Source organism: Ottowia sp. VDI28 (assembly GCF_049532675.1).
In the GTDB taxonomy this organism is placed as follows: Bacteria; Pseudomonadota; Gammaproteobacteria; order Burkholderiales; family Burkholderiaceae_C; genus Ottowia.
This window is the reverse complement of sequence record NZ_CP149820.1, coordinates 5,688,081-5,700,367: the sequence shown is the minus strand read 5'-3', so window position 1 is coordinate 5,700,367 and position 12,287 is coordinate 5,688,081. Positions and strand designations below refer to the sequence as shown.

11 protein-coding genes and 1 pseudogene are annotated in these 12,287 nt (G+C 65.9%); 5 read left to right on the top strand and 7 right to left on the bottom strand.

Features of this window, described 5'->3' with window-relative positions:
• Positions 1-7 precede the first annotated feature (7 nt).
• Positions 8-1,231 (bottom strand): efflux RND transporter periplasmic adaptor subunit, encoded by a 1,224-nt coding sequence (locus tag WJU18_RS27020; protein WP_423457086.1) that lies wholly within the window; start codon positions 1,229-1,231, stop codon positions 8-10.
• Between the two features lie 209 nt (positions 1,232-1,440).
• On the opposite strand from WJU18_RS27020, the gene WJU18_RS27015 reads away from it, so the two are divergent.
• Entirely contained in the window at positions 1,441-1,998 is a 558-nt protein-coding gene (locus WJU18_RS27015) for a cytochrome b (protein WP_423457084.1), read from the top strand.
• A gap of 25 nt (positions 1,999-2,023) precedes the next feature.
• Complete coding sequence (locus tag WJU18_RS27010; protein WP_423457082.1) at positions 2,024-2,719, top strand: VIT1/CCC1 transporter family protein; 696 nt, start codon at positions 2,024-2,026, stop codon at positions 2,717-2,719.
• 256 nt (positions 2,720-2,975) lie between these two features.
• Here the strand turns inward: WJU18_RS27010 and WJU18_RS27005 are convergent, their stop codons facing one another.
• Positions 2,976-5,540, bottom strand: a complete 2,565-nt coding sequence (locus WJU18_RS27005) for a cation-translocating P-type ATPase (RefSeq protein ID WP_423457080.1) — start codon at positions 5,538-5,540, stop codon at positions 2,976-2,978.
• A gap of 293 nt (positions 5,541-5,833) precedes the next feature.
• Here WJU18_RS27005 and WJU18_RS27000 point away from each other — a divergent pair, with 293 nt between their 5' ends.
• Complete coding sequence (locus tag WJU18_RS27000) at positions 5,834-7,192, top strand: MBL fold metallo-hydrolase RNA specificity domain-containing protein (RefSeq protein WP_423457078.1); 1,359 nt, start codon at positions 5,834-5,836, stop codon at positions 7,190-7,192.
• Positions 7,193-7,288: 96 nt separating this feature from the next.
• Positions 7,289-7,513 (top strand): annotated as a pseudogene (locus tag WJU18_RS26995) (VIT1/CCC1 transporter family protein); the annotation flags it as partial.
• Positions 7,514-7,515: 2 nt separating this feature from the next.
• On the opposite strand, the gene WJU18_RS26990 reads toward WJU18_RS26995, so the two are convergent.
• The 5 genes from WJU18_RS26990 to WJU18_RS26970 form a co-directional block, all read right to left on the bottom strand.
• Entirely contained in the window at positions 7,516-8,913 is a 1,398-nt protein-coding gene (locus tag WJU18_RS26990; protein ID WP_423457076.1) for a sensor histidine kinase, read from the bottom strand.
• 3 nt (positions 8,914-8,916) lie between these two features.
• On the bottom strand, positions 8,917-9,582 hold the full coding sequence (locus tag WJU18_RS26985; protein ID WP_423457074.1) for a response regulator transcription factor: 666 nt from the start codon (positions 9,580-9,582) through the stop codon (positions 8,917-8,919).
• 207 nt (positions 9,583-9,789) lie between these two features.
• Entirely contained in the window at positions 9,790-9,987 is a 198-nt protein-coding gene (locus WJU18_RS26980) for a YgaP family membrane protein (protein WP_423457072.1), read from the bottom strand.
• Positions 9,988-10,050: 63 nt separating this feature from the next.
• A complete protein-coding gene (locus WJU18_RS26975; protein ID WP_423457070.1) occupies positions 10,051-10,578 on the bottom strand; it encodes a rhodanese family protein in 528 nt (175 codons plus the stop codon).
• 22 nt (positions 10,579-10,600) lie between these two features.
• Positions 10,601-10,912, bottom strand: a complete 312-nt coding sequence (locus WJU18_RS26970; RefSeq protein ID WP_423457068.1) for an ArsR/SmtB family transcription factor — start codon at positions 10,910-10,912, stop codon at positions 10,601-10,603.
• 82 nt (positions 10,913-10,994) lie between these two features.
• Here WJU18_RS26970 and WJU18_RS26965 point away from each other — a divergent pair, with 82 nt between their 5' ends.
• Complete coding sequence (locus WJU18_RS26965; protein WP_423457066.1) at positions 10,995-11,864, top strand: MBL fold metallo-hydrolase; 870 nt, start codon at positions 10,995-10,997, stop codon at positions 11,862-11,864.
• Positions 11,865-12,287 lie beyond the last annotated feature (423 nt).

The window sequence follows — 12,287 nt, the reverse complement described above, 5'->3', positions numbered from 1 at the left end:
CGGCCTTTCACCGCAGCGGCAGCACGGACTTGAGCAGCGCCGTGCCGCGTGTGACGACCTGCTCACCGGCCGCGAGTGTGTCGGAGCCATCCCTGGAATCAGGCGCCACCACGCTGACGGACTCGTCCCCGCCCAGCAACTGAACGGCCACGGCACGCAAGCGCATCGCCCCCTTCTCTCCGCCCACCGCATCGCTCGCCACATACAGAACATGCCCTTGTCCGGCAGGCAGCAAGGCCGACGGCGGCACGGCCAGTGCGCCCGCAGGCACGGGCAGCAGCAGGCTCACGCTGAACTGCTGGCCCACGGCGAGCGCCGTCCGCCCCTCGATGCTGGCGCGCACGCGCAGGCTCTGGCTGGCAGGATCGGCATCCGCGCCCACCGCCACCACTTTTGCCACGCTGCCATCGGGCAGGCCTACGGGCAGGCCGGGCTTGATGGCGCTGCGCAGGCGCAGCGGCGCGGTGAAGTTCACGTCCATGCGACCCGCCTCGGCCACCACGAAGGCGGTTTCCAGCGCCGCCACCGATTGCCCCGGCATCAGGTGCCGCCGCACCACCTGGCCCGCCATCGGCGCCAGCAGTTCGTACTCGCCCGCCTGCCCGCCCGCCACCGGGCGCAGTTGCGCCAGCGCGCCCGTGGCCTGGCGCAACGTGCTCTGCGCGGCCTGGGTGCGCGCCTGCGACTGCTCGTTGCGCGCGGCGGGGATGATGCCCTCGGCCAGCAGGGCCGCATCACGCCGGGCTTGCAGCGCCGCCGCCGTGGCCTCGCTGCGCGCGCGGGCCCATTCGCCCTGGGCGGCCAGCACGTCGCGGCTCTGGATGCGCGCCAGGGGCTGTCCTTGCCGGACAGAAGCCCCTTCATCGACCAGAATGCGCGTGACCACGCCCGCGTAGGGTGCGCTGACCTGCGCGCTGGCAGCCAGCGGCGCGGCGGCTTGCGCGGGCAAGCCAGGCACCGGCAACTGCGTGGCGGTGCCCGCCGCCGCCGTGGCTACCCCGAGCGCGCGCAATTGCGCTACGTCCAATGTGATGCGCCCGTCAGCAGTGGGGGCCATGGTGGGCGCCTCCGTCATCGGCTCCTTCGCCGGGCGTGAAAACATCCACCAGCTTGCGCCTGCTACCACCGCCAGGGTCACGACGACGGCTGCAACGCGCGGGATGGCAGAGCGTTGATGTTTCTTCTGCGGCGCGCCTTCAGGCGGTGCTGCAATGGGGGAGATACCAAGCATGCGATTTGAGGTGCTGTGATGGCAACCCCCGCATGCTGGCAGCCCAAGCTTTGGGCAAGCTTTGATTCAATTTATTTATTCGCTCAAAGCTTGCCCAAAGCTTGAGCTGCCAGAGTGACGCGAGAACGCATGCAATACGCACACAAGGTGCGGCGTCCTCAGCATTGTTTCGCGTGCGTCACTCGAATCTATGTGTCGGAGAAAGTGAATTGCTATTCAAGAACTCTCAAAACCGCTATGGCTTTTCTGTCATTGCCTTGCATTGGCTGATGCTGGTGCTTATCGCTGCCGTGTATGCCAGCATGGAACTGCGCGGCTTCGCGCCCAAGGGCAGCGCATTGCGCGCGAATCTGAAATCCCTGCATTTCCTGCTGGGCCTGTCCGTCCTGGCATTGGTGGCGGTCCGTCTGTGCGTGCGCTGGGTGGCGGGCGCCGCACCGGCCATCGAGCCGCCCATGGCCCGGTGGCCGGCCCTGATGGCGCGGCTCATGCATGCCGCGCTGTATGCACTGATGATTGCCGCGCCGCTGTTGGGTTGGCTGGCGCTGAGCACGGCGGCCAAGCCAGTGACCCTGTTCGGCTTTGCGCTACCCATGCTGACGGGCGCGAACGAAGCGCTTGCGCATCCCTTGAAGGACCTGCACGAAGCACTGGCCACGGCCGGCTATGCGTTGATTGGATTGCATGCGGCGGCGGCACTGCTGCACCACTACGTCATCCACGACAACACGCTCGTGCGCATGCTGCCGGGGCGCGGCTCCCGGTAAGCAATCCAAGATACGGAGAAGTCCAATGAAGTTCATGCACCGCGAACGCCATCGCACGGAACACATCGGCTGGCTGCGCGCCGCCGTCCTGGGCGCCAACGATGGGATCATCTCCACAGCCAGCCTGGTGGTCGGTGTCGCAGCGGCGCAAGCCAGCCACGCCAGCATCATGACGACCGCGGTGGCTGGGCTGGTCGCCGGTGCCATGTCCATGGCGGCTGGAGAATACGTGTCGGTTTTTTCTCAAGCGGACACGGAGAAGGCGGACCTGGCGCGGGAACACCGCGAGCTGGCGGAAAACCCCGAAGCCGAGCATCGGGAACTGACGGCCATCTACACCCAGCGAGGGATAGCGCCTGCACTGGCCAGCGAGGTTGCCACGCAACTGATGGCCCACGATGCGCTGGGCGCACATGCCCGCGATGAACTGGGTATCTCGGAGGCGCTCAGCGCCAAGCCCTTGCAGGCGGCGCTGGCCTCCGCCGCCAGCTTTGCCGTAGGGGCCGTGTTGCCGCTGGCCGTGGTGATGCTGGCGCCCGGGCCCTCGCTGCTCGCTTGGACAGTAGCCACGGCCATCTTCTTCCTGGCGCTACTGGGTGTCCTGGCCGCCAGGATAGGCGGCGCTCCCGTGGTCAAGAGCGCCTCCCGGGTGGCTCTGTGGGGCACTCTGGCGATGGCGATCACGGCAGGGGTCGGCGCGATGTTCGGTGCGGCGCCGTAGATTTACACCAGAGCCGCCCAGCGGCGGATCAACGGCCCGCGCCAGGGCGCACGCCAGGGCCAATCCCAGCCCTGCATGGTGTGCGGTGCCGCCCTCGGATTGGCGCATCGAGAGCCCAAGGCGTACAGGCACTGAAGCCCAGCCGAAGCCATTGAGCTGCCTGAGCTTTTGCCTGCGACACCACTGCGGAAAAACTTGACACAGACATTTTCATCGCCGGGTCGCTCCCAGGATGAAAAAGCAAGACATGCCGGGCTCACAGTGTTGACGCCGTGCGCGCCGCGAGTCGTGCCATGGCCAACCTCAACAATTCCAGCCAGGCCAGGCACAGCGCCAGCAGGACGGCACCCGCCGCCAGTGTCGGCGGACGCGCCCCATCCAGTCCCATGAGGTGGCGCAGACCGGGTACGGCCAGCACGGCGACCAGCAGCAAGACCACGGCTGCAGCCATGGGCTGCAGCCATGGGTTGGTCGAGCTGCGGCGGCGCCACAACGGATGCATGGGGTCGCGGTGTGCCAGGATCAGCATCAGCGCGCACAGCACGAGTGCGCCAAACACGACGCTGCGGCTCTGGCTCAAGTCCCAGCCCAGGACTTGCAGCCAAGCCTGGGCGTCCAGCAGCAAGGCGGCGATTCCTAAGCCCTGCAGCAGCGGCAGCCACAGCGCATGCAGTGCAAACGGTGAATCCGTCAGCGGCCGTGGCGGGCGCTCCATGATGTCGGCTGCCTCGGGTTCGGCCTCGAACACAATGGAGCAGGCGGGGTCGATCAGCAGTTCCAGCAGCACGATATGCACCGGCAACAGCAGGGCGGGCCAGTGAAGCAAGGTGGGCACCAGCGCCAGCGCGACGATCGGCATGTGCACAGCGAACACGAAGCGCGTGGCCTTGCGCACGTTGTCGTCGATGCGCCGGCCCTGGCGGATGGCGGCGACGATGTGCGCGAAGCTGTCCTTGAGCAGCACCAGCGCCGCCGCCTCGCGTGCCACGTCAGTGCCGCGCTCGCCCATGGCGATGCCCACGTCGGCGGCCTTGAGCGCGGAGGCGTCGTTCACACCGTCGCCCGTCATGGCCACCACCTGCCCGTCGGCGCGCAGCAGTTGCACCAGGCGCAGCTTGTGCGCGGGCTTGAGGCGCGCGCACAGGTCCACGCGGCGCAGGCGCTCGCGCAGCGTGGCATCGTCCAGGGTTTGCAGTTCGTCGCCGGTCAGCACCTCGGGGCGTTCGGACAGGCCCACCTGCCGCGCGATGGCGCGCGCCGTGGCCGGGTGGTCGCCCGTCATCATCACCACGCGCACACCAGCGGCGCGGCATTCGGCCAGGGCTTCAGGCACTTCGGGGCGTGGCGGGTCGGCCAGCGCCAGCAGGCCCAGAAATTCAAAGTCGAAATCGTGCTGGCTGGCGGGCCAGCCCTGTGCCTGGCCGGGCGCCCCCGCCCAATGCCCTCGCGCCACGCCCAGCACGCGCAGGCCGTCTTCGGCCAGGGCCTCGACCTGGGCCCGGATGGCGGCGCGGCGCCCCTCGTCCAGGTGGCACAGGTCGGCCACGGCCTCGGGCGCGCCCTTGGTGGCCAGCAGGTGCCGCTCGGGCGCGGTGCTGGCGTACACGCGCGTCATGGCCAGGATCTCGCCCGAAAGGGCGTACTCGAACACCGGCTCGCGCCCGTCGTGCACATGCTCCGTACCCTGCAGCCAGCCGTGGCCGAACTGCTGGATGGCCTTTTCCATGGGATCGAACGGGTCACCCGGGGTGGCCAGCATGGCCCATTCCACCAGCGGGTGGAAATCCTCGGGCAGCTCGCCGGCCCCTTCGGCGCGCCAGTGCCGCGCAGGCGTTGCCAGCCCGGCCACAGCCATGCGGTTCTGGGTCAGCGTGCCGGTCTTGTCCACTGCCAGCACGGTAATGGCGCCCAAGGTTTCGACGGCGGTGATGCGCCGCGTAAGCACCTGCAGACGCGCGATGCGCCAGGCGCCCAGCGCCAGGAACACGGTGAGGATGACCGGAATCTCCTCGGGCAGCAGTGCCATGGCCAGGGCGATGCCCGACAGCAGGCTGTCGAGCAGCGGGCGGCCGTTCCACCACCAGCCCAGCAGGACCTGGGCAGCGGCCAGAACGAGCGCCAGCGTGCCCAGCGCACGGACCAGACGGCGCGAACGCTGCTGCAGTGGCGACGGCGGCGGCGTAGTCGTGGCCAGATCGGCGCCAATGCGGCCCACGGCCGTATGGCCCGCCGTGGCGTGCACCCGGGCCAGGCCCACGCCACGCGTGACCACCGTACTGGCGTACAGGAGTCCGCCGCTACCGTCGCCGGGCGGCTGCACAGGCAGCTTGGCCACGGGCACGGACTCACCAGTTAGCAGAGACTCGTCCACCTCCAGTTGGCCGTCCAGCAATTGAGCATCGGCGGCGATACGGTCGCCCTCGTGCAGCACGAGCAGGTCGCCGCACACCACGTCACGCCCGGCGATGCGCTGTTCTGTCCCGTCGCGCACGACCAGCGCGCGCGGCGCCGACAGATCCCGCAGCGACTCCAGTGCGCGCTGCGTGCGGCGCTCCTGCACCAGCGTGATGCCGATCACCACGAAGACGAAGCTGAGCAGAAACAGGGCCTCGCCCTTGTCACCCAGCGCCAGGTAAATGCCGCCCGCAGCCAACAGCATCAGAAACATGGGCTCCGTGAGCACCTCGCGCACAATGGCGGCCGTGGATTTGGGTGTGCTGCCCGGCAATTGGTTCGGGCCGTCGCGCGCCAGACGTTCAGCGGCCTCGGTGCCGCTCAAACCGGGTCGATCCTGAATGGCGGCTGGGAGTTTGTCTGTCATAGGTCAGGGCCGGATTTGCACTGTCTCGGCATGGCTTGCAGCTCATGCTACCTACGATACCGACCCACTGGCGGGTATCTCGGAGAAAATTGATTTAAAGCAAATCACCTCCCCCGGTGCAGGCCCAAGATCATCGGGAGAGTTCTGCGGCCCCATTTTCGAGTGGACGCCGACATGCCCACCGAGATCATGCTGGCCCCAACTGGGCATTAGTGGCATTCCCTCTTTCTGATGTCACGCAACGACCCCAGATATTCCAGACCTCCTGGGTTATCCAACAGAGAAAGAAATCCATGTTTTCATTGACCAGCCTGGGCGGAGCCGGCACCGTCACCGGCTCCAAGCACCTGCTCACCTGTGGCGACACACGCATCCTCATCGACTGTGGCCTGTTCCAGGGGCTGAAGAATCTGCGAGAACTCAACTGGCAACGTCTGCCGGTGTCACCGGGTGACATTGATGCGGTGGTCTTGACCCATGCCCACCTCGACCATTGTGGCTACCTGCCTCGGCTGATTCTGGACGGGTTTCGGGGAAAGATCTTCTGCACGCGGGCCACAAGGGACGTGGCTGAGTTGATCCTTCTCGATAGTGCCTGGCTCCAAGAGAAAGACGCTGACTTCGCTAACCGCAAAGGCTTTTCCAAACACAAGCCGGCCTTGCCGCTGTACACCGTGCCCGACGTCGAACGTGCGCTCAAGCACTTCCAGCCGGTCGCGACCCACAGCGAGGTCGAACTGCCCGGCGGGGCCAGGCTCGTGTTGCGCCGCGCGGGTCACATCCTGGGCGCCACTACCGCGCAGATCGACGTCGGCGGCCGGCGAATTGTCTTCTCGGGAGACTTGGGCCGTTACGGCGACCGCGTCATGCACGATCCCGAAGCGGTGCCATCAGCCGACTATGTCGTGATTGAATCCACCTACGGCGATCGCCGCCATGACCGGTCGGACGCGGTCAAGGCGCTGGGTAACGTGATCGCCCGCACGGTGCAACGCGGCGGTACGATTGTGGTGCCCGCGTTCGCCGTCGGCCGTGCCCAGTCCTTGATCCATGATCTGTGGCTGCTGCGCCAGCAAGGTGGCCTGCGCAATGTCCCTGTGTACCTGGACAGTCCGATGGCTACCAACGCGACCGAATTGCTGTACCGGTACAAGGGCGAGCACAAGCTCGCGGAGAGCGACTTCGAGCAGGCCTGCGCAGCTGTCACCTATGTGCGTGACGTCGAAGAGTCCAAGGCATTGTCGTCCAATCGGTACCCCAAGGTCATTCTCTCGGCCAGCGGCATGGCGACCGGTGGCCGCGTGCTGCACCACATTGCCGCCTTCGCGCCGGATCACCGCAACACCTTGCTCTTCTCTGGCTTCCAGGCTGCGGGCACCCGGGGACGCAAGCTGCTCCAAGGCGCACGCGAGGTGAAAATGTTTGGTCAGTGGATTCCCGTCAACGCCGAAGTTGCCGAGCTGCCAATGCTGTCCGCGCATGCGGACAGCGACGAACTGCTGCAATGGCTGTCGGGCTTTGCTCAAGCGCCCAAGCGGGTCTTCATCGTGCATGGCGAACCCGAGGCCTCTGAGGGCTTGCGTGAGCGCGTCCTGCGCGAACTCGGCTGGCAGGCCACCGTGCCGCTGCAAGGCCAGGAGTTCGAGTTGTGAGCGCGCGACTGACCGGTGGTTGCAAGGTGGCACCGTTCCCATCGATACGCTGCATGATGCGCGCACAAGGTGCGGCATCCTTGAGCCAGCTTTGCCGTCGGCGCGGTTCTGCCACTCGGCGTCGTGATGCTGGCACCGAGGCCATCCTTGCTCTCATGGACGGTTGTCACCGCCATTTTCTTTCTGGCGCTGCCGGGCATCCTGGCCGCGAGAATAGGCGGCGCTTCCCTAGCCAAGAGGGCAGCTCGGGTAACGCTGTGGGGCACCTTGGCGATGGCCAAGACGGCGGTTGTCGGTGCGATTTTTGGAGCGGCGCCGTAGATTCATACCAGTGAGGCCCAAGGGCCAAGCTGTGCGGTCAGCCGGCCATTTTGTAGGCTGAACCGAAGCGGCAGATCAATGGCTCGCGCCAAGGCGAACGCCAGAGCCAGCCCCAGCCCCGCATGGTGTGCCGTGCCGCCTTCGGAATGCTTGCGCCAGAAGCGGTGGCCGAGGTGTTCCAGGTCGTCTTCACGAAGATCGGGCGCGGCATTGCCGATGGAAAGAAGCCAGCCGGCATCGCTGCGCTCCAGGCGGCAGGTGATGGCATCACCGTCGGGTGCGTACTCCATGGCATTGCGCAGCAGGTTGGAGAGGATCCGCTCGATCACGCCCAAATCGCCCCGCACCCAGGCCGATGGCGGCAGATCGGCCCGCACGGTCAGCCCGCGGCGCGCCTGCGTTCCCGCCAACGCGGCCAGCAGTTCGCGCACCAGCGCGGCCATATCGAGCGGATCGGGCGCCTGTGTGTGCTGTCCGGATTCGAGCCGGGCCAGCAGCAGCAAGGTGTCCACGCTGCGTTGCATGCGTGCGGTAGCGTCCACGGCGGCGCGCAGGCTGTGCTGGGCCTGGGTGGGGTCGCCCGCGCCCAGTGCGCTTTCGGCACTGGTGCGGATTTCCGCCAAGGGGGTGCGCAGCTCGTGCGCCACGTCGCGCGAGAACTGGCGCTCGCGCTCGATGGCGGTGTACAGGTGGTGCAGGCCGAGGTTGAAGGCATCGGCAAAGGGCTGGAGCTCACGCGGCAAGTCGCCTCCCAGGGGCCGCATGGGCTGGTCTGCCTTCAGGCGGGCCGCCGCGGCGCCCGTGCGGCGCAGCACCACGATGACGCGCTGTACCAAGAGCAGCGCCGATCCCGTCGCCAGCAGGGTTGCCAACGCGATGCCGATGAGCAATGCAAAGTGGACGCGCCGTTCGGTCTGGTCCCATCCCTCGCGCTCCGTTGCCACCACCAGCAGCCGGTTCTGGCTGCCATGCAATGCCACATGGATGGCGAGCGCACGGCCCGCGTGACCGTCGGGCAGCGTCACGTCGTAATAGCGGGGCGTGCCTTGCGCGGCCAGTCCCACTGGAAGCACGGCATCGGCGCTGCTGGGCGAGCGCAGCACGGCCTGGCCGTTGTCTTCGTTGAAGACGGTGAAGAACTCGGTGTGCCCGCGCGGCTCATATTCGGGCATCAGGCGTTCGAGCTGCTGCGGATCAGGCTCTTGCAGTACGCGCCCGACGGCAGCGGCACGCTGCGAAAGCGTCAGATCCATTTGCTGGTAGATCGCCCGGTCGATCAGGCGATCCAGCACCGGGAATATGGCGGCGAAGGTGCCGCCTATGCACAAGACCAGGCCCACGGCCAGACGCCGGTGCAGCGACCAGGCGGTGCCGTTGGAGGGTGCGGAAGGTGGATGCATGCTTCACACCAGCACGTAACCAAAACCCCGCCGGGTCACGATCATCTCGCCCAAGCCGCATGGGGCCAGCTTGGTGCGCAGGGTACTGACGATGACCTCCACCACCTTGTCCGACGCATCGCTGCTGCTGTCGTACAGGTGCTCAAAAATCTGTGCACGCGACAGCACCGCACCCTGCCTGCGCAGCAGCAGTTCCAGGCATCCGTATTCCTTGGGCGTGAGCTTCAGATCATCGCCGCGCCAGCGCGCCGTGCGCGAGCGCGGATCGACGGCCAGTTCGCCATGGCGCAAAACCGGCGTATCGCGTTGCGCCGGACGCCGCACCAGGGCGCGCAGCCGGGCCAGCAACTCCGCCAGCTCAAAGGGTTTGGTCAGGTAGTCATCGGCGCCGGCATCCAGCGCACGCACCCGGTCGTCGAGTTGCTCCCGTGCGGAAAGCACCAGCACCGGGGCCGCACCGGCATCGCCGCCCAGCGCCCGCAAGACGCCAAAGCCGTCCACGCGGGGCAGCATCAAGTCCAGAATGATCGCGTCGTAGCGGTAGCTCTGCAGAAACTGCAGCGCCGCCTGACCGTCCGCTGCAATATCGCAAGCGTAGCCCTCAGCCTTGAGGCTGCGGCTTAGGGCTTCGGACAGTGTCTCGGAATCTTCGACGATCAGGATGCGCATCTATTTCTCAGGGTCAAAGAACTCTGTGATCAGAAAAATAGAACATTCTGGCGCGCCAACCTTTGGCCAAGCTTTTGGCTCGAATAGCCAGGGGGAATCTCCGCCTTGAGAGATTTCACCCGCCCATCGAAAGCCCCTGCTGTCGGACGCGCTCGTAGCGCTACTCCATCGTTGCAGCAAATTGCTGCGCTGGCGGTGATCCGACACCTATTTGCCGGTCTTCAGCGGACAGGTGTTGAGCCCGACCAGCGAATACAGCGGGCAAAAGCGCACCACCCCCGTCAGGAGTGGAATAACGCCCAGCCAGCCCCACCAGCCCACTGTGCCTGTGGCGGCCAGTGCGATGAGCACGAGCCCGACGACGATGCGAAGAATGCGGTCCATGCCGCCGACATTGAGTTTCATGGTCTCTCCTGGGTCAATCAAACAAAAGTGAATTCAGACAAAGCTGAGCGCTGGAGGCTTCGTTCAGCCGGCCAGCGCGTTGCGATTCCAAGGCATGCGCATCAACACACGCGCCAGTCCGCAGAACCCTGAAGCGCCAGCGAAAACCAGCCCCGCCCCCACGAAGGCCGAGAGCGCGTGGAACCACGGCGATACCGCGACGCCGAGTACCGCACCCAGCACGATCAAAGACCCTGCGGCAATCTGTACCTGCCGCTGCAGTTCCAGAGGTTGCGATGCGTCGGCCACGACGGGCAGCCCCGCCTTTTTCCAGGCGTCCAGCCCGCCTTCGAGGAAGTAGGCATCGCAGGCTGCGCATGCCCGCAGCGCCGAAGCATTGACCCGCGTCCGATTGCCCGAGCGGCAATGGAAGATGACCGCCGGAGCGCCGCCGAGCGGAAGACTGCCGGCTTGCAGGCGATCCATGGGCACATGGCGTGCCTGCGCGATGCGCTCGCGGGCGTGTTCGTCCGCCGCACGGATGTCCACCAGGGCGGCGCCCCGGCGCATGAGTTCGCGGGCGTCTTGAGGCGAAATGGGTTTCAGGGACATGGAAATGACCTCCGTTGACAGATCAAGGGCAGAAGATGGTCTTGAGCGTGGCGATGAGCCTGGCCACGTCCGGGTTTTCGATCCGGTAGTGCAGGGTCTGTGATTCGCGCCTATAGGCCACCAGGCCTTCCTCGCGCATCTTGGCCAGGTGCTGGGACAAGGCGGACTGACTCAATGCCACGTTCTCGTGCAAAGCGCCGACGGTCATCTCCCCGTGCTCGATCAGCAGGCAGAGGATGAGCAGGCGATGTTCGTTGCCGACCGCCCGCAGCATCGCCGCAGCCTTGGCCGCGCCGTCCTGCATGAACGATCGATCCTTCTTGTTGAGCTTCATGGCAACGTTTATTTCATTTCTTTCTAATTTAGCATAAACTAATATATAGTCAAGGCCTCCCCTTCAAGGCAGGACACTTTCTATGCAATTCGGTGCTCAGATTCAGGCGTTTTTCGATGAGGCCACGAACACCGTGACCTACCTGGTGTCCGACCCCGTGACGCGGCAGGCGGCCGTGATCGACCCGGTGCTCGACTATGACCACCGCAGTGGCAAGGTGTCCACTACATCGGCTGACCAAGTGCTGGCGGCGGTAGCTGAGCAAGCGCTGGAAGTGGTGTGGGTCCTGGAGACCCATGCCCATGCGGATCACCTGAGCGCGGCCCCGTACCTCAAAGCGCGCACAGGCGCGCGGGTGGCCATCGGGGAGCACATCCGCGACGTGCAAGCCATCTTCCGGCCAGTGTTCAACTTGGACGACGTGTCCGGCGACGGAGGAGAGTTCGATCGCCTGCTACGCGATGGCGAGACCTTGAGCATCGGCGATTTGACGATGGACGTGCTGCACACCCCAGGCCACACGCCCGCTTGTGTGTCCTACCGCGTAGGCGATGCCGTGTTCGTGGGCGATACCTTGTTCATGCCGGACTACGGCACTGCGCGCGCCGATTTCCCGGGTGGAAGCGCCCGTACCCTGTACCAATCCATCCAGAAGCTGCTCGCACTGCCACCCGAGACCCGGCTCTTCATGTGCCACGATTACAAGGCACCCGGGCGCGACTGCTACGCCTGGGAAAGCACAGTCGCCGAGGAGCGCGCGCGCAACGTGCACGTTCACGACGGTGTGAGCATGGACGAATTCGTGGCCATGCGCCAACGCCGAGATGCGACGCTGGCAGCGCCCACGCTGCTGCTGCCTTCCATTCAGGTCAACATCCGGGCGGGCCGGTGGCCCGCAGCTGAATCCAACGGGGTGCGCTACCTCAAGATCCCGATGCGCCTGCCTGCATGAGCATCGCAGACTATTCCCGCTGAATTGCTCCGAGGCCTGCTATCGCCTTGCCCCTATGTGGCCCTTGGCGTATCGAGAGCCCAAGGCGTACAGGCACTGAAGTCCAACCTAAGCTATTGAGCTGCCTGAGCTTTTGCCTGCGACGCCATTGCGGAAAAAACTTGACAACAGACATTTTTCATCGCCGGGCCGCTCCCAAGGTGAAAAAGCACTCCTTCGGGGGCAGCGGACCGCGCGAAGCGGGGAAGCGTGGGGGCCATTTTTCATCGCCGGGCCGCTCCCAAGGTGAAAAAGCACCCCCTCGGGGGGCAGCGGACCGCGCGAAGCGGGGAAGCGTGGGGGCCATTTTTCATCGCCGGGCCGCTCCCAAGGTGAAAAAGCACTCCTTCGGGGGCAGCGGACCGTGCGAAGCGGGGGGCATTT